The sequence below is a fragment of the uncultured Cyclobacterium sp. genome (assembly GCF_963977555.1).
Classification (GTDB): domain Bacteria; phylum Bacteroidota; class Bacteroidia; order Cytophagales; family Cyclobacteriaceae; genus Cyclobacterium.
In genome coordinates this window covers 102,646-126,690 of sequence record NZ_CAXBPD010000004.1, presented here as the reverse complement: position 1 = coordinate 126,690, position 24,045 = coordinate 102,646, and the positions used below count along the sequence as shown (strand labels likewise).

Below are 24,045 nucleotides of genomic sequence, written 5' to 3'. Positions count from 1 at the left end.
CTGATGTAACTATCAGGCTTTTTTATGTAAATATGCTCAAGGAAAATTTAATTTCGTAATTTTGGTAGGATGACGGTTTTTTGTGAAAAAAGGTACGAAGTTTGAAATTACACCATTAAAGAATTCTTCACCACATGAAAATAATACTATACTTTCTATTGCTTATTCTTCCAATATCTTCTCTGTTTTCGCAAGAGGGTTTTGATCAATTTGAGCAAGCTAAAAAGCAAATAGAGCAGGGCAACCAACCAGAAGCAATGGAATTGCTAAGGCCCTATCTTGACAAAGAGAAATACAGTTCATTGTCTGATTATGCGAGATTTCATTTTGCAAGAGCAGCTTATGGCAACAGACAATTTGAACTAGCCAAAGAAGCACTCAATGTTCTTCTAGAAACAAGAGGTTTTGATAAAAAAGATGATGTGCGTTATTTGTTAGCACTGTGTCATTTTCAACAGTCTGCCCCAAATGATGGCCTTCGGTTAATTAATGAAATTACTGACGATACCTTGAAAAAAGAGGGCTATCGGGCAAGTTATGATTTTTTGAAGGTAAGTGCATCAAGTTCTCTAGCTGTACAGTATGGGCTTTATCCGGATAACGATGGGCTGGCCATGGCTCTAAAAGAAAGATTGGAGATCCAAAGCGCAATGTCATCAACCGAAAAGCAACTGTATGAGACGATAAAAACCAGGACCTTTTCAATGGGGGATGATGATGGAGATAACGTTTCTGAAGTTAAAGACAAGGTTTTGGATATAGCTGTAGTACTGCCTTTCAATTATGAAGGGAGATCGGGTGTACAGTCTCTCACTTCAAATAACTTTGTTTTGCAGCTGCATCAAGGATTAATACTTGCACTTGAACAAGCAAGAGCCAAGGGTTTAAAATTGAATTTTAAAACTTTTGATACAGAGAGAAATGATGCCAAAGTAAGGGGGATTCTTGAAGACCCCTTCTTGCATAAAGCAGATATAATTATTGGGCCACTTTACCCTGAAGAAACGGCAATAGTTGCAAACTTCGCACAAAAAAAGCATATTCCTCAGATTAATCCCTTGTCAAATTTGGATGACAATGTGAAGGAGTTTCAATATTCCTATTTGTTCCGACCTTCCATTCAGGCAATAAGCCAGAAAGTAATGGACTATTGTCGCAAGTTTGAAGGGAGAAGAGTGGCATTGGCATATTCAGGAACAAGCAGAGACGAATTATTAGCCGCTACTTTTGTAGAAATGGCGAGAAATAGCGGGCTTCAAATAGTGAAGAATCAGAAAGTAACTACCAGAGACATGCATGGCTTTTTCGAAAGCCTTGAACTAAGTGGAGGTGGCAGACCGACAGCTGATATTATGGTTATTTTTTCTGATGATCCTAATATTGCTTCACCTACTTTCGGCCTAGTAGAGTCCTTAGGAGCGGGTATGCCAGTAGTGGTGATGGAAAGCTGGTTGTATTTCGATTTTGCCAATTACGACATGATGGAGGCACAGAACTTCCATTTCGTTGGAAATAATACGGTAGACTTTAATAGCGAAGTACTCGATGAATTCAGAGGTAATTACTTGGATATTTATAAAGCTTATCCTTCATCCTTCGCCTATATGGGCTATGAATTAGCAGATTTTGTAACAAAGGTTATCAATGAAGAAAATGGGTTTGACTTTCAGAAAAATCTTGACAGAAGAAGTTTTATCAAAGGGAATTTGACCTTTGGATATAATTTCTCTCGTGTGAAATCTAATAACTATGTTCCAATATTAAGTTTGGAAGAGGGTGTATTGACTATTGAAGAATAATTAAATGACGACAATTAAAAGCAAGCAACTTTTTGAAAAGGCTAAGAAATTTATACCTGGTGGAGTAAATTCACCTGTTAGGGCATTTAAGGCTGTTGGAGGTGATCCTATATTCATCGCCAAAGCCGACGGTGCTTATATCTATGATGTTGATGGGAACCAATATATAGAAGCCATAAACAGTTGGGGGCCAATGGTGCTGGGCCACAATCACCCACTGGTGCGTGAAGCGGTAATTAAAGCCATGGAAAATGGTACCTCCTTTGGCGCACCGACAGGCCTGGAAGTAGAAATTGCCGAATTGATCACAAAAATGGTCCCTTCGGTAGAAAAGGTGAGAATGGTCAACAGTGGCACCGAAGCTACCATGTCAGCAGTTCGCTTGGCTAGAGGATATACAGGAAGAGAAAAGTTTTTAAAATTTGAAGGAAATTATCATGGTCATGGTGATAGCTTTTTAATAGCTGCAGGATCTGGCGCCATTACGATGGGTAATCCAAATTCTCCAGGCGTTACCAAAGGTACAGCCAAAGACACTTTGCTGGCTCCTTTTAATGACTTGGAAAAAGTCAAAGAAGTGGTAGCGGCTAATAAAGATGAAATTGCAGCGATTATACTAGAACCTGTTGCTGGGAATATGGGCTGTGTGCCACCTGAATCAGGCTTTCTACAAGGATTGAGAAAAATTTGTGATGAAGAAAGCATCGTATTGATATTTGATGAGGTGATGACTGGCTTCAGGCTTTCTTCTGGAGGAGCACAACAACTTATGGATGTTAACCCAGACCTTACCACTATGGGTAAGATCATCGGTGGAGGCATGCCTGTAGGTGCTTATGGAGGCAAGGCTGAAATCATGGATTTTGTTTCCCCATCAGGACCTGTTTACCAAGCAGGCACACTTTCAGGAAATCCCATAGCCATGGCCGCTGGCCTAACGATGTTGAAATATCTTGATGAAAACCCATCGGTTTATACCCAGTTGAGTAAAACAGGTGATACGCTTGTTGATGGATTAAAGGAGATACTTAACCGATTGGGACTTCCTTATACCATAAACAATTTGGGTAGCATGTACACCCTTTTCTTTACCGATCAAAAAGTAAAGAATTTTGTAGATGCCCAAACCTGTGATATAGAAATTTTCGGTAAATACTTTAGGGGAATGTTGGATAAAGGTATTTATCTTGCTCCTTCTCAATATGAAAGTTTGTTCCTTTCCACTGCTTTGGAGCAAACACATCTGGATAAAATCTTAGATGCCAACGAGCAAACTTTAAATAGTTTATAGATTAAATAAAGAAAAAAAAGGGGAGCCTTTCGATATTCGAAAGGCTCCCCTTTTTTTGTTATTAATAGATGGGTTGGGTAGCTCCAATAATTTTTTGAACGATTCCATTGTCATTCTCGGTATCCGATATGACTTTTCCATTATTTGAAGCGTAATCTAGTAGCTTCTCAAGTTTTGTTACTGCAGAAGGGGACCCCTCCTTTTTGATTTTTTCTGTCAAATCATTTGCAGCAGCTTCATGACCAGTGTTTTTCAAGGCCAGTATTACAAGTGCCTGCTCCTGGCTATTAATGTTTAGCTTGTCAGCCTGCGAAATAACGGCTTCCATGTATTTTGAAAATTGCTGTTGGTTATTTCTCGCTTTATTTACCATAGCAGCCAAATAATCCTGAAGAATTTCTCTTGGGTTATAAGGCTTGCCTACTCCCAGGTTTTCAGGCCAGATTCTTGATTTTTCAATTTTACTAGTTGCCGCAGTCCATTTTTTATTCTGAATGTCTTGAAGTGTAGCATTTAGATACACATTTTCATACAGTGTTCTTCCGCCTCCGGCACCTTCATGTGGTAGCACCTCAATTTTATCCAATAGGTTTATGGCAGTTTTATAATCACCATTTTTATTGAGAAGTTTGATGAATTCCATCTCAAGGACATAATTTCCGGAGAAAGCTTTTGTAGCCTCTCTGGCAATTTTCATGGCCTTTTGATCGTCACCAGCCGCCACATGATGCTTTATGAGTTGAAAATAAGTTCTCCATTCTGTTTTGTCTAATGCTAGCGACTTTTCCAAGTCTTTCAAGGGACTTACTCCCATTTGAGTGTCCAGAAGCATTGCCCTACTCAAATAGAAAGTGGCTTCATCCGCAGATTGCCCAATTTTTTCTAATAATCGGTGGGCTTCAGCCTCCTGTTCCATGGCCAAAAGGTTGAGCGCAAGATAATAATCGACCTTCCAGGAAGATACTTCTGATTGGGCCCATTTTAGCATCGGAAGCGTTTCTTTTCTGAAAGGCAGCACAAATGCTGTGGAATGATTCAACATTTCTTTTAGTTGAGCATCTTTTTGTGCAGGATCCAGAAAGGCTAGCCATAAATTCACCAAAGCATGAGAAGGGCTATTTTCCAAAACCTCAAGGGCAGCTTCTGTCTGATTGTATTTTTTATACACAGCTGCTAACTCCAAATAAGTTTGATAAGGAAACTCATTGTTTATCGTTTCCTTAAATTTAGTCAATGAAGCCGGAGATTTTTCAATAAGGTAGCGCTCAAATCGAATGAAATGATTAAGTGGATCAATCTCCCAAAGTTTTTCCAATGTCGCTTTGGCGGATTCTTTTTTTCCTTTAAGCCTTTGGATTACAGCCAATGGCTGTAGTGCCATTACGTTACTTGTATTGTTACGAAGTGCTTTTTGAGCAAAATCTTCCGCTTGGCCAAGCAGTCCCTCTGACAGGTATATTTCAGACATGATGGCATAAGCTGAAGACCTGAACTCCATAGATCTGGCAGCCCAGCCGAAGGCTTCAAGCGCTTGTGTTGTCTGTCCTTTGGCCAGGTAAATGCTTCCCGCAACAAAATTAGCCTGGTGGTCAAAATAATCGGTAGCAAGGGCTTTATAAATGTGCTCCAAAGCCTCGTCGTATTGCGTAAAACGCAATAGCAGTTCCGCATAATCTATCCTTCCCTTTTGATTTCCAGGGTCATTTTCAAGCAGCGTTTCATAGCTGGCTTTTGCCTTTTTATAATCTCTACTGTAGTATTGTTGTCTGGCCTCCAGATACAATTTTTGATTCTCTGAAAGTTCTGGGGCATTCACTTGATCAAAAGGGCGGCTGAGTTTCATGTCGTCCGTATCAGACCATTTATACAGTTGCTCTCCTTTATAGGAAACAATCATTTCTTTTAAGGGTACTTCCAATTGAAACTCATGCGTGATTACGTCCATTGGATTTGCCTGAATGGGTAAGGTTTGAGCAAGTTTCCCATTGACACTAACCTCCAATGTCCCGTCCACTTTTTGGAAAGGATTGAAGCCCAATTTTACCAGATTGTTGGCTCGTTTCATGTGGATGACGCCAATTTTAGAAACGTCACTTATACCTCCTATCTGTTTGGCTGGAAACCAAAAGTTCGACCATTGATCGACTGTATAGGGGGCAAAACCTGCCTTTGTGAGTGGAGTATCCACACTTTTTGATGGAGAGAATTGGTTCAACATCCTTCCAGCTTGGAATTCCATGTATTGACCATTTTTATCGGTCAATAGGTCTTCCCAAATTCCACCGTTTCTAGACAATGCCCATAACCATAGTTTTTTACCAGGGCTGTCATCGTAGGTGGAGAAATGCCCAAATCCTATTCCTTGATCATGAAAATAGCCACCAAAGTGATTTAAAAATGAACCAGCGATATGTTGGGATTTGGCACCTCCAAAATTATTGTTCTTGTAATGGTTTATGGCAATGCCATCTTGCTCTGGCCAGTCCTTTACTTCTCCACTGTGCTGCAAGGCAATGTGACCAGGGTAAAAGAATTCCTGATCATTAGCAACATGGGCGGCTGCTGTCATCCAGTTGTAGTAAGGCTGTCTCAGGGGTTCTGGATTGTACCAAAGGGCCTCTGTTTCAAAGTAAGCTTTGTCTTTTGGTAAGTTGATTTTGACCCTCCATTGTGTTCTTGAGGGAAGATCTATAGTACCCACTACGCAGGTAATACTTCCATCTTCATTTTCATAATACATGTAGTCCACTGGGCTGGCTGTAGCAGGTGAGTGGCCAATAATACCAAAGTTAAACTCAATGCCACCGGATGTCCAGGGCCCCCTCATGGCAATATTTCTAAATTTCACTACTTCATTTTCATAAATGAAATCCTCACCGGTTGATTTTTCTAAGGCTCCCCAAATCCTTCCACCGATTTCTGGCATTACAGTGATTTCGAGGTATTCATTTTCAAGGGTGACAACATTCCATTCCTTCTTTTCAGACTTTACACTGAAGCCGTCAAAATTAAAATAAGGATAAATGCCCGGCTTGTGCGCAAGTGAAGGAATTGGGTTAGGATCTGAGAAAGGGTACGTCTCAAAAACGGTTTGCTGTTGGGAAATATGTGCTTCCTGAGCTTTTCCAAAATTCACGAAGGCCAACATCAAAGTGAGGAGAGCTACTATCTTTAATTTCATATTAAATAGGTCTTTTTTTTAAGAGGAGAATCTTGTTTGATTTTGGGGATATACAATAGCTATTTTGGGGTGTGCGGGTGTAAAAGGTTTTCGCAGTATTTAGGTGTGATATAGTACTCAGTTGATTTTCAACGTTTTTAATCTATTTGTGTGAAGTTCATTTACTTATTCCTGAGTAAAATTTCTTTAATAGAATTTAATAAGCAATCAATTTTTGACAAAGGGTTTCTTTTGGAGTAAAGTGGAAGAAGAAAAGCCTTTCTAAATAGTTTAACAATAGACCTTGCCTGGTGATTCGTTTGGGTTCAATTTTTTAGAGGATGGCTAAAGTTGATACCCTGGTTTTGGGTGTCTTTTCAATTTAATCAATTTCATAGGAGCGATATTTATCCCGTTTAAATCACCCTGCCTCCCATTAATTTAAGGTTTGGGCTTGCTGAAAATGAGGTTTGGGTTGATTATGGGATGGTTTGCTTAATCGAATAATTGCCCATGTGCTTAGCAACGCATAAACACTAACAACCCTTATTTTCTATATTTGAACTCGGATGATTAGGGTCAGAAAAGTAAACATTCCGACTAATTCCGGTACAAATTAAGCCTTTATTGCTACCTTTATTTGAGTTTTTTACAATCCTATTACTTCAGGTTTTGTAAAGAACATGGCGAAAAAACAATTAATAGAACCAATAGAAAAATAGCATGAGTGTAAAGATTTATGGCATAAAAAATTGTAATACGATGAAGAAAACCTTTACCCTGTATGACAACTTGGGCAAGGAGTATGAATTTATTGATTATAAAAAGCAACAACCAGACACGAAGCTATTAGAAAGCTTTATTGAAGTACTTGGCTTAGATACGGTTGTTAATCGAAAAGGTACCACTTTCAGGAAGCTGGAGGACGATACCAAAGCAAAATTGGAGCGTAAGGAAACAGCAATCCCCGTATTACAGGAAAAAAGCAGCATGATAAAACGTCCAATTTTGGTGTTTGATGATGGAAGCATGCAGGCTGGATTTGACGAAGAGTTGATCCGGGAGAAAGCCTAATAAGCAGATTTAGAATAAATTCACTATATTATTTGTCCTTCTGAGGTTTTGGAAACACATGGAGTGGAGAAAGGTAGGCTGGTAAGAGCAAGGGAGGCTGAAAGCCCTTTTACCTCATTAATTCCAGCAGCGTGTTTGCCTTGATGATCTATGGTGATAAAAGACAATCTTATTTCGGACACTGCTTAATAGGTCGAAATAAGATTGTCTAATTTTGTATTAAGAGAATTTCGTTTTGTCAGATTTCTCCATGGGTAAAAAGTCTACTTCCAGATATCCGCCAGAGGCATTTGGACTGGTCAGAAACTGAGGGATACCTTTGGCCCAATCAATGGTTTGCTGATGAATATGTCCTGCAAATACGCCCAGAAGGTTCTCGGTGTTGAAAACGACTTTGTGAAATTCCATGGTTGTGCTATTATGGCCGTTTTCTGGCCAACGCTCCCTTCGTTCAATTTCAAAATTCCTGTCAGTTTGAGCATTGTATTCAGGATGACCACAGCCATAGCCCAAGGTTCTTCCTGGGGCATAAAGTGGAATGTGCATCATTAAGAGCATGGGTTTTCCTTTTTTTGCTTCTGCTTTATAAAAGGCCAGTTGCTCAGGAAGGATCTCATAATAACTGTTGTCTATATTGACCACATTAATACCCTTCACATCCACTGCGTACATGAGTGGATTTTTGCCCTTGTACAGTGGGAGTAACCGTTCGTTTATCCAGGTTTCCCTCAATTCGTGCAGGCTCCCTTTCATTCCCTCATAATGCCAATCGTGGTTGCCACTGGAGTAGAAGTAGGGGATACCCGTTTTTTCCAATTTATCAAAAGCCCATTCTATGGCTGCTTCCGAAGGGAAACTAAATAAATCGCCAGTCAATGTGATCGCATCTGCTTTTTCCTGCTTCGCAATTTCTAGTGTAGCTTCAAATGCTTCCTCCGGATGGGTGAGTTCACCACTGAGAAAATGTTTGGTCTCATTGTAAGCTTTAGCCATTCTTCCGCTAAACTCTCGGAACTTAACACCCCTTTCGTCATCCATCCATAAATGCGTGTCGGTGACATGCATGATTTTCACCTTTTGGCTTAGATTGGGTACATTATAGGTGATTTTATGACCATTTACACCTACAATAAAAGGATGTTTTTTAAAGTCTGCTTTAGGTTGTGCGGCCAATAGGCCATCGCTCACGCCCAGGGCCAATCCAGCAGACAATGCGCCGGCATTTTGGAAGAAATGTCGTCTTTTCATAAATAGGTTAATTTTTATTCATCCCACATAGGAGCAGTTAGGCCATTTAAGTCCCAGACCACTTTACCTGAAAGGACAGTCAATTCGTTTTCTATTTTGTATTTGCCGGTCATTTTACCAATACCAGTTTTCTCAGTGAAGCCAAATTCCCCTTCGAGAACATTAAAGATGGCAATGTCAGCAGTTGCTCCCTCACTTAAATGACCCAATTCTGGTCGCTTAATTACTTGAGCAGGTGTCCAAGTGGAAGCTGTAATTACTTCTTGTAAGTTCATGCCTATGTTAAGGAATTTAGACATAACATTGTTCATGTTTTTCATGCCACTCATGATACTACTCAAATGGCTATCTGTACTAATCGTGTTTGGTTTGATACCTTGCTGAATCGAAGGAATGGCATGTTTGAATTGAAAACTCGATCCGCCATGTCCCACATCGTAAATAATACCTCTTTCTTGGGCCGCTTTTATAAAGGGGCGTAATTCTCCTGTTGCATCTACCAAGGCCTCTCTGCCTGGGCCACCGCCACCAAAAATATGTGTGTAGATATCGCCAGGTCTAAGTTTTTCCATAAAGAGAGTCTCCAAAGACAAGGCAGGGTTTGCGCCTCCAAAATCGACCATCACTGGGATATCTGCCATTTCACCAGCTTTTACCAGTCGGTCTATTTGTTGCCATTGATGACCTGAAAAATGCGCAACTTTGACGCCTACAATGTAATCAGGGAATTGCTTGGCAATCAATGCAGTCATTTTAGGATCCATGTCTTCTAGGTTTTGTTCATATAGAGAGCCTTTCATTCCGTGACCTACGATATTAAGCATTACCAAAACCCTTGTCCTAACCCTATCGATAACTTGTTCTTTAAACTGGACGAAGTTTCTCCAGCCCGATCCGCCTGTGTCCACTACAGTGGTTACCCCAAAAGGTAAAGTGTATCCATCAGGATGGATGGCGCTATAGCCGCTACTGTATTGCCCCCTTGGATCAAGACCGTAGAAGTTATGTGTATGAATATCTACCAAACCTGGGCTCACGTATAATCCAGAGGCATCGATTACCTCTGAAGCCAAATCTGCAGCAATTGTTTTTTGGACCAATGCTATTTTATCCCCTATTATGGCAATATCCATAGGCTCATCAATATTGTTTTTGGCATCCATCAAATGGCCACCTTTGATCAAAAGATCATATTGTTGAGCAATGCCTTGTAGGGACACTGTCCCTAGTAGCATAAATGTGAAGGCTAATTTCAGCCAATTAGAAGCAAGTTTTTTAATGCTGTTCATGCGGTATTTATTATTTTTTAATTTCTTGGGATAATTTAGCGCATAAGCTTCGTAGTAGCAAGCGAATTTTGCTAATCGGCTTTTGGGGGAGATTAAAAAAAAAACGGAGGATATTAGTCCTCCGTTTTTTTTATCAAGTTTTTTAATTTTATACAGCTTCTAGAATAATTTGATGAATGTCTTCATCCAATATTTCTTTTTTCATATCAGCATGTTTTAGGAAAACATTATAGACTTTGTCCAATTCCACTTTGGAAAGGGAGTGGCCTACCTTATGCGCCCGATAAGCAAGTGCAGCTCTGCCAGATCTTGCGGTAAGTACGATCATGGATTCATCCACTCCTACTTCTAGCGGATCAATGATCTCATACGTTTCTCTATTTTTAATCACTCCATCTTGATGGATGCCAGAAGAATGGGCAAAAGCATTGGAGCCAACAATGGCTTTATTGGGCTGTACCATCATGCCCATTCTATCAGCTACCAAGCGACTAATGGGATTAAGTAACCGGGAGTTAATATTATTGGTGACATCAAGCCTTGGGTGTTGTTTCATTATCATGGTTACCTCTTCCAAAGAAGTGTTTCCAGCCCTTTCTCCTATTCCATTGATGGTACACTCAATTTGGCGGGCACCATTCATTATGGCAGATATAGAATTGGCAGTTGCAAGACCAAGGTCATTATGGCAATGAGCAGAAATGATTACATTCTCAATTCCCCTTACATTGTCGGCCAAGTATTTTATTTTGGCCCCATATTCATCTGGTAAACAATAACCGGTGGTGTCGGGTATGTTTAGAACAGTGGCTCCAGCTTTGATGACTGCTTCACAAACCCTTGCCAAGTATTCATTGTCTGTTCTACCAGCATCTTCAGCGTAAAACTCTACATCCTCTACAAAGCTTTTTGCATACTTCACCGCATCAGAAGCCCTTTCTAAAATGCTTTCTCTGTTGCTGTTGAACTTGTGTTTGATATGGTAGTCAGATGTGCCTATTCCAGTATGTATTCTGGCACGCCGTGCAAATCTAAGCGCTTCGGCGGCCACATCTATGTCTTTTTTTACACCCCTAGATAGCCCGCAAATAATAGGCTCCGTGATGTTTTTTGATATTTCGATGACGGAATTAAAATCTCCGGGACTAGAAATAGGAAAACCTGCTTCGATCACATCTACACCTAAAGCCTCTAGTTGTTGTGCTATTTCTATTTTTTGAGGGGTGTTTAATTTACATCCGGGCACTTGTTCCCCATCTCGTAGGGTTGTGTCAAAGATCAATACGTGATTCTTATCCATAATTTTAATATTTTAATAAAATCTAAATTAGAACCTTCCAATTAGCCAATAAATTCGATTAACTTTATATGTCCGACACCTGACAGTAGTTTATGTGAAATAAATAGCTGTAAATAAGATGTTTAAAAGTAATTATATTATGATACCCAATAGTAAGAAAGATTTTTTGTTTGACCTGATAAATAGCTTGTCTCCTTCTGAAAAAAGAAATTTCAAATTATTTGCCAAGCGGCTCGCCGCAAATGAAGGGGCTAAATTTCTTTTGCTTTTTGATGCTTTGGACAAAATGAGTGCCTACAATGAGCAGCAATTGCTCGAAAAAGCGCCGGTTACGAAAAAGCAATTGTCAAACATGAAAGCGCATTTGTACAAGCAGGTTTTGACTTCACTGCGACTATTGTATGCCGATAGGAACATAGAGTTGCAGTTGAATGAACAAATAGATTTTGGCAGGATTCTGTTCAATAAGGGATTGTACATGCAAAGCCTGAAAACCCTGGACAAAGCCAAACAGGTTGCAAGTTTGTACAGTCTCGATACGATAATGCTCAGGGTTGTGGAGATGGAAAAAGTTATCGAGTCACAGCACATCACCAGAAGCATTAAAAACAGAGCAGATATTCTGAGTGAGGAGGCTTCGGTCTTATCGAAAAGGGTAGACTTAAAGAATCGGTTTTCAAGCCTTTCATTGCAATTATATGGTATCTATTTAAAAACAGGTTATATCAAGGATAGGGAGGGTAGGGAAATGCTGGAGAGTTTTTACAAGCAAAACATGCCCGTATATGATTTTATGACACTGGGGTTTTATGAGAAAATGTATCTGTTTCAAGCCCAAGTTTGGTATTTCCATATTATTCAAGATTTCCCGGTATGCTATAGGGCGGCCCAGCACTGGGTAGATCTATTTCATTCAGAGCCCCAGATGATAAAAGTAGCCACGGGCAGTTACCTTAAAGCCTATCATTATTTGTTGGATACGCTGTTCTATTTAGGGTATTATGAACGTTTTGCCATGGTATTGAGGGAATTCAAGGTTAGTGTGCAGCAAAAGGACTTTATTTTGGATGGAAACAGTAGGATTCTTTCCTTTCTGTATCTCTATTCTAATATGATTAATTTCTATTTCCTTAAAGGTGACTTTACGAAAGGGGTTAAAGAAATCGTGCCTGATTTATTAAGGGATATTGCGCCGCTCAAACGAAAACTTGATGTGCATCACCTTATGGTTTTACATTATAAGATAGCTTGCCTTTACTTTGGAAGTGGGGACAATGAAAGGGCTATAGTTTACTTGGACCAAGTGATTCAGAATAGCCAAATTGGTTTACGGGAAGATTTGCAATGTTTTGCCCATATCCTAAAATTAATAGCAAGCTATGAGGCTGGAATTGATGAGAAATTAGATGGGCAGATCAGGAATGTCTACCGTTTTTTAATTAAAATGGATGATTTACACCAAGTCCAAAAAGAGATGATGCGCTTTATTCGGAATTTAAGTCGAATTTATGACCATGAACTTAAAGGAGCATTCATAGAGCTAAGAGAAAAGTTGCTTGTCTACGAAAACCATCCCTTTGAAAAAAGGGCTTTTTTATATTTAGATATTATTTCCTGGCTAGAGAGTAAAATAGAAAACAGACTTGTACAGGAAATAATCCGACAAAAATTTTCAGAGAAAATTAAGCGGGAAAAGTACAGAATATCTAATAATGGTTTATGAAAAAGCTGCCTGGTCTTTAGCAGATCAGGCAGCCCTACAGGAATATTTAGGAAATTAGGCTAAAACCTTTTTTTCCATGATTACCTGACCTTTGTAATACAATTTGTCTTCAAGCCAGAAAGCTCTGTGAGGTAAATGAAACTCTCCAGTGGTAGGACATTGAGCCAAACCAGGTGCGTTTAATTTATAATGTGTCCTTCTTTTATCTCTTCTGGTTTTGGAAATTTTCCTTTTAGGATGCGCCATATCTATGTAATTTTTAGATTATTCGTTATTTTTTAAATTCTTTAAAGCTTTCCAAAACGGATTTTGGTCGTCTTTCATTTGTTCTTCTGTTAAGTCACTGTCTCCTGCTTCATACACAATCCAGCCCTCGTCCTCATCATTTTCATCCTCTTCTGTCAGGTGATCAGGATGAATTTTTTTTGCAGGGATTCCGAGCAAAATAAATTCATAGATCAATTGCATCACATTTATGCTTTGTGTGTCATGCGTTATGAAAAAGATCTCGTCGTCTATTTCCGCCTCTTCCTGTCCATACTTGTACAAGATCTTATGAGACAGGTCAGTAGGTTGATCAAAATCCTCAAGACTTCTGTCACAAGTAAGGTTTACCTTTCCCTTCAAATCAAAATTAGCTTCAATTAAGTTAATTCTTTTGTCGAGTTCTAGGTCCACCTTAATGGCTACGTCATTTACGATATCACCACTGTTTTCAAAATGCTCAAGAAACTCGGAATCAATTTCAAAAGTGAAATTGTGCTTCCCTTCTTTCAGTGAGATAATGTCAATATCGAATTTCCTTATGAATTTCATTTTCTGAATTAAGACCGCAAATTTAGATAAATATTTCTGATTAATAAAATCTACCCTTCAATAATTTCATTAAGTGGCCATTAAGTTTTCTTTTCGTTTAATCATATCATGCGCAAGAAAAATCGCAGAACGCATAGAACCGGGGTTTGCATCGTTTTTCCCAGCAATATTGTAGGCTGTGCCATGATCAGGACTTGTTCTTATTATTGGTAGTCCAGCGGTGAAATTTACCCCTGAATCGAAGCATAAAGCCTTGAAAGGGATTAGTCCTTGGTCATGATACATGGCCAAAACACCATCAAACTTTTTCTGATGCATCATTCCAAAGAAACCATCTGAGGGATAAGGGCCAAAAACCAAGGCTCCTTCTTCTTTAAAACTTTTTACAACAGGTTGGATGATTTCCAGCTCTTCATTACCCAATAGCCCATCTTCTCCTGCATGTGGATTAAGGCCCAATACAGCGATTTTAGGTTTTGAAATCCCGAAATCATTCTTGAGTGAACGGATCATTATATTTAATTTGGCCTTGATACTTGCTTCTGTGACCCCAGCCGCAATGTCCTTCAGAGGAATATGTCCAGTGACCAAGCCTACTCGCATGTCTTCGGAAACCATGAACATCATGCTCTCATTTGTGTCAAATGCATTGGTCAAGTACTCAGTATGCCCTACGAAGGGTGTTTCAGTACTGTTAATATTGTTTTTATTTAGTGGAGCGGTTACCAATGCGTCCAGTTGACCGCTTTTTAAGTCCACTATGGCTTGATCTATAGCTGCTAGCGCCATACTGCCTGCATCTCTGGTTTCAACCCCTGGCATCACCTCAGGTGATTCCTGTACGACATTGATCACATTAATCTTTCTGTGATGAACCTCTTCGATACTTTTGATCTGAATAAAATTAAAATCATTCATGTCTAGCGCTTTCCTATAAAAGGTAAGCGCCTTTCCATGGCCATAAATGACAGGGGTAATCATTTTTTGAAGCCTATTGTCCAGCAAAGCCTTCATTGTAACCTCTGTGCCGATACCGTTGATATCACCTATGCTAATTCCGATTACGGGTTTATTCTTTTTTATGCTCATGGACTTTTTATCTTTGGCTAAATGACAAAATTATAATATAATTTAATCCTTATTCTAATTTAATGGGTTTTATCAGTTAGAATGCGGTGTGAATTCAGCGTTAGCGTTTACTCTTCTATAGATTATCCTTGTTTTGATCAAGTCAAAATGGCATTAATTTGCTAAGCCTTTTCTGATAAAAGCACCTTAATAGGAGACTTCAACTCTGAAGCGATTGTTGACTGCTTTTAACTGATCAAAAGCTGCCTTAGACAATTTGATCAGTAATTTATTATTGTCGCCTGTTTCAGGTAACACACCAACAACACGTGCAAAAACAGTCACATCATTCTCTTCATTTCTGACCCTCATTATCGTTCCCACTGGAGCGTTTCTATGCAGCACTAGAAATTTTTTGTGGTTCCCTGTACCTTCTATCACTTCTGCCTGACCACTCTCGCTTACATTTTTAAAAGCAGTGGATGTGCTGATATTGTTTGTTGGAGCCGTTGGTGCGCTTTCAGAGATGGTAGGTTCAGCTGTAGGTTTACTGTTTCCAGGTAACTCAGTTACAAGGATATTCGCGTTGGTCTCTCTGCTAACTTTTAAGGTTTGTCCCACGGACAGGTTGTTTGAAGAAAGGCCATTCCACTTAATGATATCGCCTACATTGGCTTCATACTTTTTGGCAATGGCAAACAATGTCTCCCCCTGAACCACTTGATGAGATATCCAGTTGCCTGTGGTAGAAACTGTAGGTGAAGCCTCTACATTGGGGCTTGTGACCACAGGAACACTTGCTTTTACTGTTTTTTCCTTAGGCTGTTTTTTAGGGCTGTTTACTTTTGCTGTAGTGACAGCAATTGTTTGATCCGCGATGGCGGCTGTTTCTTCCACCTTTTTCACAACAACAGGTTTTGAAGGTTCCTCAATGCCTTCTATTATAAGTGCTTGCCCTACACTCAGGTCGGTTCCTTTTAGGCCATTGGTATCCATTAGTTTTTCCATGCTAATATTATAGGATTTGGCAATGGAAAAAAGGGTCTCCCCTGGAGTGACATGATGAACTTTCGCACCTTCAGGGATCATCTTCGGCTCTATATAAGGTACCCTTATGCGTTGGCCTATTTTTAAACCATCCTTTAAAGCGTCATTGTTTTGGACAAGTTCATTTACAGGAGTATTGTACCTTCTTGAAATCCCAAACAAAGTTTCTTGTGGATCCACCTGGTGAATAATGTAGGATTTACCTCCAATTTTCTCTATCCCCACAGAATCTGATCCCACAAGTAATGCTCCTTTAGATGGGACAGCAAAGCCAATTATCCCTATAATCAATATCCAGCACTTCATTTTACTAACGGTTTTTTAACAATAAATTTCTAATAATCATGCAAATTTGATATTTATTTTATCAATTGCAACTCCATTTTACACCAATAGGGGGGATGATCATTTTTATTGGTATATTCAATCATAAATATTAAACAGGTATTTAAAATGAAATTCTCGTTTGGTTTAACGCTCTATATATTATTGAATTGTGTAGGGGCCCCAATTGCACAAGGGCAATCAGAAACATCTAAGGACTCTCTACAAACAGTTTATGTGTTTGAAATGAAGGACGATATAGACCCTAGAATGAATAGGAAAGTAAGAATGGCTATGGAAGATGCCGCGGAGAAAAAAGCGGCATTGATTGTTGTTCATATGGATACTTATGGCGGGGCAGTAAATGATGCTGATGATATTCGAACACTCTTTTTGGAATCGAAAATACCTATTGTGTCTTTTATTGACAAAGATGCTGCTTCCGCAGGAGCTTTGATCTCAATTTCATGTGATAGTATCTACATGGCCAAGGGTGGGAGCATAGGAGCCGCCACCGTGGTGATGGGTGGATCCGGTGAGGCGGCGCCTGACAAATACCAATCTTATATGCGCTCCATTATGAGGAGTACTGCTGAGGCAAGGGGAAGAGACCCTAAAATTGCGGAAGCCATGGTGGATGAAAATATTGAAGTGGAGGGAGTGTCCAAGGAGGGGGAAGTCATTACCTTTTCAGTTTCAGAAGCCATAGAGAATGGTTTTTGTGAAGCTGAAGTATCTTCCATTGAACAAATAATTGAAAGGTATGGGCTTGAGAACTATGAGGTTTACAATTATTCCCCATCCGCTACCGAAGACATTATCTCTTTATTTCTTAACCCAGCAGTAAGTGGCTTTCTAATTTTAATCATATTTGCGGGGATTTATTTTGAAATACAGACACCTGGTATAGGCTTTCCACTTGCTGCAAGCGCAATAGCCATAATACTGTATTTTATACCATATTACCTGACAGGTCTAGCGAGCAATTGGGAGTTGGTGGTCTTTATCGTAGGGATAGTCTTATTGGCTTTGGAAATATTTGTTGTGCCAGGATTTGGTGTTTTTGGAATCCTGGGGATTATCTGTATTCTTTCTGGGCTAACCATGGGGATGTTGCCTAATGAGCAGTTTGATTTCACTTTCGTAAGTTCTGGGAAACTTTTTGCTGCCTTGTTAACGGTAATTTTAGCTGCTACCATTGCCACTGTATTGATTTTTACCCTGACGCCAAAAATCAATCAATGGGAAAGCTTTAGCAGGATATCATTAGCAGATACCCAGCAGAAATCGGATGGATATACATCAACTTCCTATTCTCAGGATTTGCTTGGGAAGGTAGGCATTTCTCATACGCGCTTGATGCCAAGTGGAAAAGTGATCATTGATGATGAGATGTATGACGCCTACTCCAGAGGCGAATTCATTGAAAGAGGAGAGAAAATTAAGGTGATAAGTACTGAGGGCACCTCGCTGAGAATAAAAAAACTAGAGGCCTAAATCCTAAACTTGATTAGGTTAAAGTAGTTATAAGTCTTCTCTACAAAATAGTTTAAGTTTATACCAAGACGCTTAAAATTGGCTTCGGATAAACAAATTCTAAGAATTCCTGTCACTTTATCTTACAATCCCTTAATTTTGTCATAGAATGAGCGTTATAATTGCGCTACAAGCCAATAAAAGCAATCCTACATGAACCCATTTTCGTAGAAGAATGTAGGCTTTAAGAAATATTAGTGATAAAGTGCCAATGTTTCAATAAGATACAGCGGCAGTTTGGCAAAGACAATAATTCATTAGTGAATAAAAAAGACAATACATGAAACTAGATATCAATTCTCTTAAAAAAATTGCTCACCTAGCAAGGCTTGAGTTTGACGAGAACAGTGCGAAAAAAATGACGGCTGACATGACTCAAATTTTGGATTGGGTAGAAAAACTAAATGAGGTAGATACTAGCAATGTGGAGCCCTTAATTACCATGTCTTCTGAAGAAAACATCATGAGGAAAGACGAAGTTGGAGCGCATCTGGATCACGAAAAAGGCTTGAAGAATGCTCCTCAAAGAGATTCTGATTATTTCCGCGTTCCAAAAGTTATGGAGTAATGCGCTGGTCAATTTGGCAGCGCTCATTTTTTTTTATCTTTCTGGTTGTACTTATTGGTTCCGTGGTTGGACTGCTTTGGATAGTTGTATCGGGGAGTTCTTTTCAGTCAATTGAAGCCATAACCCTCTCTGAAGAGGTGAATGTGCCATTGGGTGAATTTTTGTCAGGCGCTGGTTTTCTTGAATTGGAGGTGCAAAATTTCCTTCTCTTTGACCAATTCATTGCTGTGCCACCAATTACTTATCCTGCCCTAACCCAGGTCATGGGGATTAGTGTGTGGGCACTTTTATTATTGTTTATTGTATTAATAACCCTGCTACAGCGTCAGGCTTTTTTGATTGGAGCAGGCCTGTTGATACTGTTGCTAAGCATTAGTGGTGTGAATAGCTTGAATATTGGTGGCGTAGGCACCAACTATGCCATGGCCATTTGTTTGCTTTTTCTTTTGGCTCCTGCAGCTATAGTTCGCCTCTTCTTTGATTACCTGTCATTAAGATTTAGGATGGCTTTGATAATGGGGTTGGGTATTCTGGGCTTAGCGGTTTTAATATATTTGGCTCAAGCCCCCTCTCCAACTTATTTGTTTTCAGAAAACATATTTTTGATGGCCCTGGTTATGGCCTGCGGCTTTATTCTCTATATAGGTCACGCTTTCGTTTCAAGTACTTATTTGGTTTTAGCTAAGTTAAACCGAGATGTTGGTATAAAAATAGGCTGGCACTTTGCCATTGTTTCAACCTTATTTTTGTCTTTGATGGCACTGGTTTTCCTGGAAGCTACGGGAGATTGGATCAAATGGCCATTGCCACCTTTCCAGATTTTGCTCGTTTTGATTGGTATAATTGGCTTCTTGGATACCCACTTTAAAATAAAACAATATCCCCAGACCTTCAGCGAAGCTTGGGTAGGTAAAGCATTTTATTTGGGTGGCTTTGCTATCTGTCTACTGGTTCTTTTCAAGGCAGAACTATCAGGAAATACGCCCATGGTAGATTTTTTGAATCATATATTTGCTTATAGCCAGTTAGGGTTTGGACTGCTGTTTACTTTGTACATCTGGGTAAATTTTTCTGCCATCATTAATAGCGGAAATGCCATTGAAAAAATAATGTACAATCCTCCGTTTTTTCCTTATTTCCATATGAGGCTAGGAGGGACGATTGCAATATTGATTTTCATGGTTTATGCGCAAGGGATAATAGCCATACAGTTCAGTACTTCGTCTACACAACTGTCAGCGGATTATTATTACACCACCCAAAGGCCTGCTGAGGCATCTGTCCTTTACGAAAACGCTTTTGATAGGTACCGGGCAAATGACAAAGCTCTTTATGCCATGAGCAATATTTATTTGGAGCAAAATCAACCCACTTTGGCCCTGAAAACATTGGAACGAAGTTTTGAACAAAACCCCCAGGTAACTGATATAGTATTATTGAGCTGGTTATTAGAAAAACGATCAAGAGCCAATGAGGCAGTTTTTTACTTGGAAGAAGGTTTGAAATATTACCCAGAAAATCCCTACTTAGCCAATAATTTGGCCTTGATATACCATAGAATGAACCTTCCCAAGGAAGCTTTAAATGCCTTGGATAAAATGGATGGGTTCAAGCAAGTTAGGTTACTTAATGCTACGGGTGTCATGATTGCCCATGATCTCCCTTTGAAAGATGAAATCTTATTACCAGAGCTTAAGAATAAAATCAATCTTTTGGCAGGGAATAATAAAGGTTTTGGGAGGAAGGATTTAGATTTTGATCCAAATAATAAACTTTTTGATAATGATGTGATAGGAAGGGCATTGATAAGGAATTATCTAACCAGTACCAGTAAAGGTACTTCTGGATTTGACTTCGGAACCCAAATTGACTCAATGTTATTGAATGTAAATCTTCCGCTTTCTATCGAACAAAATTTAAAAGAATCCGGCCTAATTTTTAAATATAAATCAGGAGACATCAAACGATTACTCGAACATCTAAATGGTATGGCTTTTAGGTTTAGTCAGGATGCAGGCTTTTACCATGCTTTTGCTGGCTGGGTACTTTCTGAGCAGGGAGATTTTGAAAAAGCAGCAATTGAATGGAAACAGGCATCCTTAAAGGGCTATTCTATGTTCACCCCATCCCATTTACCATATTTGTATTTCGGTAAAATGGAAGAAGAGGCCGTCTTTATTTCTGGAACTCAAAAAATAGATTTTCCAGAATGGATGAAATTTGATAGTTCAGGGGGATTATTGTACAATGATACTGTACAGCTCTATAAAACTTTGGCATCTTTACCTGGTTTGCTAGGTAAGGAGCTGCTCCCTGCCTTGGATTCCCTAGAAAACAATGTAAATAAAGGGATACTTGCCAAAGAAATTTTACAGAAAAAATCACATTGGCTAGAGGAAGAAGAGATTAAAAGCATGCTTGCACTGGTTGAAAATTATGAAAAAGCTACGGGACAGCAATTTTTCATGGAAAATTTTCTTGAAAGTGTGAAATTGGGGGGTGATAAAGCTATCGAAAAAAATAGAGAAGAAGACCTCAACCCATATTTGACTCCTTTGGTTTTAGCAAAAGTGGATCAATTAGAGGACGATGAAAAGAAGTATGAAATGCTACAAGGCGCCTGTCAATTCAACAAGGATCCAATATTGTGGGTAACGTTAGTGAAGTATTGTCGTATAATTGGATTAGATAAATATGCGAGTGCTAACCTAAGGCTTATGAGTGAATGGATTAGTCAAGATGACTTGACTGAATTACAGCTAAAATTCCTATAAACCCTTTGGTATAATTTAACAAGCTGAATTCCTGTTTTTGAGCAATATACGCTATCTTCACATTTTAAATCCCAATCTATGCCAGAAATAATCAGAACCAAGGAAATACGTAAAGTTTACAGAATGGGGACAGAGGAGGTGAAAGCACTGAAATCTGTTAGCATTGAGGTAGACAGAGGAGAGTATGTGGCTTTTATGGGACCTTCTGGCTCCGGGAAGTCAACTTTGATGAATATTATAGGTTGCTTGGATACTCCAAGTGCCGGGAAATACATCTTGAATAGCAAGGATGTAAGTGACATGACTGAAGATGAGTTGGCAGAAATAAGGAACAAGGAGATCGGTTTTGTTTTTCAAACTTTCAACTTGTTACCCCGCGCTACTTGTTTAGAAAATGTGGCTTTGCCCTTGATTTATGCAGGGTATAACAAGGCAGATAGGGAGGAAAAGGCTTTTCTTGCTTTAAAAAGCGTTGGCCTGGATGATCGAATTCATCATAAACCCAATGAATTGTCCGGTGGACAAAGGCAAAGGGTAGCCATTGCCCGTGCTTTGGTAAATGATCCGAGTATCATTCTGGCAGATGAGCCAACTGGTAATTTGGATAGTAAAACTTCCTATGAAATAATGGACCTTTTTCATGTATTGCATCAAAAAGGGAATACCATCATTATGGTTACCCATGAAGATGACATTGCCCATTATGCGCATCGGGTGATTCGGCTTAGGGATGGGCTAGTAGAGTCTGATGAAAGAAATCCTAACCCTACCGTAGTGGATAGAGCAACTGTGTGAACCAATTTAAATTAAATGAAAATTTATACCAAAACGGGTGATAAAGGCAATACATCTCTTTTTGGAGGGACAAGGGTAAAAAAATCGCACTTAAGGATTGACGCCTACGGTACTATCGATGAATTAAATGCCAATATCGGATTATTGAGAGATCAGGTTTCTAACAAATCCATTTCAGAGATACTTTATAAAGTCCAGGACAGACTTTTTGTTATAGGTGCTATTTTGGCCTGTGACCCTGAAAAGAAAGCGCTGAAGCTTCCTGATATAAAAGGGGAAGATGTTTATTTTCTTGAATCGAGAATTGATGAAATGGAAGAAACTCTTTCTCCCTTAAAAAATTTCATTATCCCTGGCGGACATCCAGTGGTTTCTTTGGCCCATATTGCGCGTACGGTTTGTAGAAGGGCTGAAAGAGCAATGGTTTTGTTATCAGATAGTTCTCCAGTGGATGAAATATTGTTGGAATATATTAATCGGCTTTCAGATTTTCTGTTCGTTCTAGGAAGGCAATTGGCAAAGGAATTAAATGTAAATGAAATTACCTGGCATTCAGGTGAGTAAGTAGATATGGATAAGAGATTAAATATAACTGTAACTAAGGCTTCTACATCAAAATTGGCAACTACTAATTTTGATGAACTTGCTTTTGGACAGACTATTAGTGACCACATGTTTGTGGCAGATTACATAGATGGAGAATGGCAAAACCCAATGGTAGTGCCTTATGCACCACTTCAACTTAACCCTGCTAATGCGACCTTGCATTATGGGCAATCGGTTTTTGAAGGATTGAAAGCTTACAGGAATGAAGAGGGCGAGATTTTGGTTTTCAGAGGTGATGCAAATCAGCAAAGACTTAATGAATCTGCGAAGAGGATGTGCATTCCCGAAGTTCCAAGAGAATTTTTCATGGAGGGAATGCGAGAATTATTAAAAGTGGACCGAGAATGGGTACCTGAGCAGTCAGGATGCTCACTTTATCTTAGACCATTTGTGTTTGCAGCAGACGATTACTTGGGGATAAGACCTTCAAAGAAATATAAGTTTATGATTTTGGCTTCTCCTGTAGGGAAGTATTATGCTAAACCAGTTGCAGTAAAAGTAGAGACCAGGTTTGCTAGGGCCATTGAAGGAGGCACAGGTGCTGCCAAAGCAGCTGGTAATTATGCTGGTTCGCTTTACCCTGCGCTCAAAGCTCAAAAGGACGGTTACGACCAATTGTTGTGGACGGATGGTAAATCTCATCAGTATATCGAAGAGAGTGGGACCATGAATGTGATGTTCGTAATAGATGGGGTTTTGATAACGGCACCTACAACCACGGGAACAATTCTCAAAGGAATAACCAGAGACAGTATCCTGATCCTGGCCAAAGAAATGGGAATGCCAGTTGAAGAGCGGTTTTTAACGGTAATAGAACTAGAAGAAGCACTTAATTCCGGGAAATTAGAAGAGGCTTTTGGTACTGGTACTGCAGCTACGGTTGCTTTTGTCCGATTGATAAATATTCATGGCAAGGACTATGAATTACCAGACGTTTCACCCAATGCATTTTCTGTCCAGGTTCTGGAAGCCCTAGACAATATCAAATATGGAAAAGTTCCGGATAAATACAACTGGATAATGAAGTATTAAGTAGTTCCAGGTTTATCGGTCTTTGATTCTCAATTAGCTTATGCGCGTTCTTGCTAGGGTTTTTGCCCTGATTGGTTTATTTTATCTGATTCAGGGTAGTTTATACGCCCAGAATTATTTGGCTTTACAAAAAGGTGCCAATCAAAAATCACGTATCACCTATGAAGTAGGGGATACTTTTATCTATTTGCAAGAAGGAAATGATTACTACATTCAGGACGTAATTGTTGAAATTGAAAAAGACTACATCGCGTTGAAGGAAAATGTTTTAAGCTTGAAGCAAATCCAGGCCATAGACATTCGATATAAAGATGAGAGAAATCAAACCTTAGGTAATTTTACCTTGCTTCCAATTGCAGGGGGTACTTTGTTGTTGCTTGCTGGAGGGATAAATAGCCTGGCTGAGGATGGGGCTATCCATTACAGTACTGGTGTTTGGGTAACTTCAGCAGCGTTGATAGGTGCCGGGATTTTAATTAAATCTCTAAGGTATAGGAAGTTCAAAGTAGGGGGCAAGAGGAAACTAATGGTAATCACTGATGTGAGGTTGGAGTAAAGAGAAAGGGCAGGTTCTATTAACACATATAAAGGTGTC

20 protein-coding genes are annotated in these 24,045 nt (G+C 39.4%); 11 read left to right on the top strand and 9 right to left on the bottom strand.

Annotated features, from left to right (window positions below; translation table 11 throughout):
• The first annotated feature begins 134 nt into the window (after positions 1–134).
• Positions 135–1,799, top strand: coding sequence for an ABC transporter substrate-binding protein (locus tag AAC073_RS06225; RefSeq protein ID WP_339922987.1), 1,665 nt, complete (start codon positions 135–137; stop codon positions 1,797–1,799).
• A 4-nt stretch (positions 1,800–1,803) separates the two neighbouring features.
• Entirely contained in the window at positions 1,804–3,090 is a 1,287-nt protein-coding gene (gene hemL, locus AAC073_RS06220) for a glutamate-1-semialdehyde 2,1-aminomutase (protein ID WP_339922986.1), read from the top strand.
• Positions 3,091–3,151: 61 nt separating this feature from the next.
• On the opposite strand, the gene AAC073_RS06215 is transcribed toward hemL, so the two are convergent.
• The gene (locus AAC073_RS06215) at positions 3,152–6,271 is read right to left on the bottom strand and encodes a DUF5107 domain-containing protein (protein WP_339922985.1); all 3,120 of its coding nucleotides are present in this window, start codon (positions 6,269–6,271) and stop codon (positions 3,152–3,154) included.
• A 702-nt stretch (positions 6,272–6,973) separates the two neighbouring features.
• Here AAC073_RS06215 and AAC073_RS06210 point away from each other — a divergent pair.
• Positions 6,974–7,324 carry a Spx/MgsR family RNA polymerase-binding regulatory protein gene (locus AAC073_RS06210; protein ID WP_339922984.1) on the top strand — a complete coding sequence of 117 codons (351 nt, stop codon included), beginning with the start codon at positions 6,974–6,976 and terminating at the stop codon, positions 7,322–7,324.
• Positions 7,325–7,347: 23 nt separating this feature from the next.
• Here AAC073_RS06210 and AAC073_RS06205 read toward each other — a convergent pair whose 3' ends face one another.
• The 4 genes from AAC073_RS06205 to AAC073_RS06190 form a co-directional block, all read right to left on the bottom strand.
• Positions 7,348–7,506: a hypothetical protein gene (locus AAC073_RS06205; protein ID WP_339922983.1), complete on the bottom strand. Its 159-nt coding sequence runs from the start codon at positions 7,504–7,506 to the stop codon at positions 7,348–7,350.
• A gap of 37 nt (positions 7,507–7,543) precedes the next feature.
• A complete protein-coding gene (locus tag AAC073_RS06200) occupies positions 7,544–8,572 on the bottom strand; it encodes a metallophosphoesterase (protein ID WP_339922982.1) in 1,029 nt (342 codons plus the stop codon).
• 14 nt (positions 8,573–8,586) lie between these two features.
• Complete coding sequence (locus tag AAC073_RS06195; protein WP_339922981.1) at positions 8,587–9,861, bottom strand: amidohydrolase/deacetylase family metallohydrolase; 1,275 nt, start codon at positions 9,859–9,861, stop codon at positions 8,587–8,589.
• 148 nt (positions 9,862–10,009) lie between these two features.
• The gene (locus AAC073_RS06190; RefSeq protein WP_339922980.1) at positions 10,010–11,161 is read right to left on the bottom strand and encodes a 2-isopropylmalate synthase; all 1,152 of its coding nucleotides are present in this window, start codon (positions 11,159–11,161) and stop codon (positions 10,010–10,012) included.
• 139 nt (positions 11,162–11,300) lie between these two features.
• Here AAC073_RS06190 and AAC073_RS06185 point away from each other — a divergent pair, with 139 nt between their 5' ends.
• Positions 11,301–12,884 carry a hypothetical protein gene (locus AAC073_RS06185; RefSeq protein WP_339922979.1) on the top strand — a complete coding sequence of 528 codons (1,584 nt, stop codon included), beginning with the start codon at positions 11,301–11,303 and terminating at the stop codon, positions 12,882–12,884.
• A gap of 54 nt (positions 12,885–12,938) precedes the next feature.
• Here the strand turns inward: AAC073_RS06185 and rpmF are convergent, their stop codons facing one another.
• From rpmF to AAC073_RS06165, 4 genes are all read right to left on the bottom strand, one after another.
• Positions 12,939–13,130 (bottom strand): 50S ribosomal protein L32, encoded by a 192-nt coding sequence (rpmF, locus tag AAC073_RS06180; RefSeq protein ID WP_020891741.1) that lies wholly within the window; start codon positions 13,128–13,130, stop codon positions 12,939–12,941.
• A gap of 18 nt (positions 13,131–13,148) precedes the next feature.
• The gene (locus tag AAC073_RS06175; protein ID WP_339922978.1) at positions 13,149–13,700 is read right to left on the bottom strand and encodes a DUF177 domain-containing protein; all 552 of its coding nucleotides are present in this window, start codon (positions 13,698–13,700) and stop codon (positions 13,149–13,151) included.
• A 69-nt stretch (positions 13,701–13,769) separates the two neighbouring features.
• Complete coding sequence (pdxA, locus tag AAC073_RS06170) at positions 13,770–14,789, bottom strand: 4-hydroxythreonine-4-phosphate dehydrogenase PdxA (protein WP_339922977.1); 1,020 nt, start codon at positions 14,787–14,789, stop codon at positions 13,770–13,772.
• Between the two features lie 186 nt (positions 14,790–14,975).
• The gene (locus AAC073_RS06165) at positions 14,976–16,121 is read right to left on the bottom strand and encodes a LysM peptidoglycan-binding domain-containing protein (RefSeq protein ID WP_339922976.1); all 1,146 of its coding nucleotides are present in this window, start codon (positions 16,119–16,121) and stop codon (positions 14,976–14,978) included.
• 147 nt (positions 16,122–16,268) lie between these two features.
• Between AAC073_RS06165 and AAC073_RS06160 the strand changes: the two genes are divergently transcribed.
• The 7 genes from AAC073_RS06160 (at position 16,269) to AAC073_RS06130 (ending at position 24,006) form a co-directional block, all read left to right on the top strand.
• Positions 16,269–17,636, top strand: coding sequence for an NfeD family protein (locus AAC073_RS06160; RefSeq protein ID WP_339922975.1), 1,368 nt, complete (start codon positions 16,269–16,271; stop codon positions 17,634–17,636).
• 319 nt (positions 17,637–17,955) lie between these two features.
• On the top strand, positions 17,956–18,243 hold the full coding sequence (gene gatC / locus AAC073_RS06155) for an Asp-tRNA(Asn)/Glu-tRNA(Gln) amidotransferase subunit GatC (RefSeq protein WP_339922974.1): 288 nt from the start codon (positions 17,956–17,958) through the stop codon (positions 18,241–18,243).
• Entirely contained in the window at positions 18,243–21,017 is a 2,775-nt protein-coding gene (locus AAC073_RS06150) for a tetratricopeptide repeat protein (RefSeq protein WP_339922973.1), read from the top strand. Before gatC ends, AAC073_RS06150 begins: the two co-directional genes overlap by 1 nt.
• Positions 21,018–21,095: 78 nt before the next feature.
• Positions 21,096–21,812 carry an ABC transporter ATP-binding protein gene (locus AAC073_RS06145; protein WP_339922972.1) on the top strand — a complete coding sequence of 239 codons (717 nt, stop codon included), beginning with the start codon at positions 21,096–21,098 and terminating at the stop codon, positions 21,810–21,812.
• 15 nt (positions 21,813–21,827) lie between these two features.
• Entirely contained in the window at positions 21,828–22,376 is a 549-nt protein-coding gene (locus AAC073_RS06140) for a cob(I)yrinic acid a,c-diamide adenosyltransferase (RefSeq protein WP_339922971.1), read from the top strand.
• Between the two features lie 6 nt (positions 22,377–22,382).
• Positions 22,383–23,450: a branched-chain amino acid aminotransferase gene (locus AAC073_RS06135; RefSeq protein ID WP_339922970.1), complete on the top strand. Its 1,068-nt coding sequence runs from the start codon at positions 22,383–22,385 to the stop codon at positions 23,448–23,450.
• 40 nt (positions 23,451–23,490) lie between these two features.
• A complete protein-coding gene (locus AAC073_RS06130; RefSeq protein ID WP_339922969.1) occupies positions 23,491–24,006 on the top strand; it encodes a hypothetical protein in 516 nt (171 codons plus the stop codon).
• Positions 24,007–24,045 lie beyond the last annotated feature (39 nt).

Bases quoted from the DNA above. Each gene is read 5' to 3' on its own strand.
- AAC073_RS06225 (WP_339922987.1), top strand. From the start codon at position 135: ATGAAAATAATACTATACTTTCTATTGCTTATTCTTCCAATATCTTCT.
- hemL (WP_339922986.1), top strand. From the start codon at position 1,804: ATGACGACAATTAAAAGCAAGCAACTTTTTGAAAAGGCTAAGAAATTT.
- AAC073_RS06215 (WP_339922985.1), bottom strand. From the start codon at position 6,271: ATGAAATTAAAGATAGTAGCTCTCCTCACTTTGATGTTGGCCTTCGTG.
- AAC073_RS06210 (WP_339922984.1), top strand. From the start codon at position 6,974: ATGAGTGTAAAGATTTATGGCATAAAAAATTGTAATACGATGAAGAAA.
- AAC073_RS06200 (WP_339922982.1), bottom strand. From the start codon at position 8,572: ATGAAAAGACGACATTTCTTCCAAAATGCCGGCGCATTGTCTGCTGGA.
- AAC073_RS06195 (WP_339922981.1), bottom strand. From the start codon at position 9,861: ATGAACAGCATTAAAAAACTTGCTTCTAATTGGCTGAAATTAGCCTTC.
- AAC073_RS06190 (WP_339922980.1), bottom strand. From the start codon at position 11,161: ATGGATAAGAATCACGTATTGATCTTTGACACAACCCTACGAGATGGG.
- AAC073_RS06185 (WP_339922979.1), top strand. From the start codon at position 11,301: ATGATACCCAATAGTAAGAAAGATTTTTTGTTTGACCTGATAAATAGC.
- rpmF (WP_020891741.1), bottom strand. From the start codon at position 13,130: ATGGCGCATCCTAAAAGGAAAATTTCCAAAACCAGAAGAGATAAAAGA.
- AAC073_RS06175 (WP_339922978.1), bottom strand. From the start codon at position 13,700: ATGAAATTCATAAGGAAATTCGATATTGACATTATCTCACTGAAAGAA.
- pdxA (WP_339922977.1), bottom strand. From the start codon at position 14,789: ATGAGCATAAAAAAGAATAAACCCGTAATCGGAATTAGCATAGGTGAT.
- AAC073_RS06165 (WP_339922976.1), bottom strand. From the start codon at position 16,121: ATGAAGTGCTGGATATTGATTATAGGGATAATTGGCTTTGCTGTCCCA.
- AAC073_RS06160 (WP_339922975.1), top strand. From the start codon at position 16,269: ATGAAATTCTCGTTTGGTTTAACGCTCTATATATTATTGAATTGTGTA.
- gatC (WP_339922974.1), top strand. From the start codon at position 17,956: ATGAAACTAGATATCAATTCTCTTAAAAAAATTGCTCACCTAGCAAGG.
- AAC073_RS06150 (WP_339922973.1), top strand. From the start codon at position 18,243: ATGCGCTGGTCAATTTGGCAGCGCTCATTTTTTTTTATCTTTCTGGTT.
- AAC073_RS06145 (WP_339922972.1), top strand. From the start codon at position 21,096: ATGCCAGAAATAATCAGAACCAAGGAAATACGTAAAGTTTACAGAATG.
- AAC073_RS06140 (WP_339922971.1), top strand. From the start codon at position 21,828: ATGAAAATTTATACCAAAACGGGTGATAAAGGCAATACATCTCTTTTT.
- AAC073_RS06135 (WP_339922970.1), top strand. From the start codon at position 22,383: ATGGATAAGAGATTAAATATAACTGTAACTAAGGCTTCTACATCAAAA.
- AAC073_RS06130 (WP_339922969.1), top strand. From the start codon at position 23,491: ATGCGCGTTCTTGCTAGGGTTTTTGCCCTGATTGGTTTATTTTATCTG.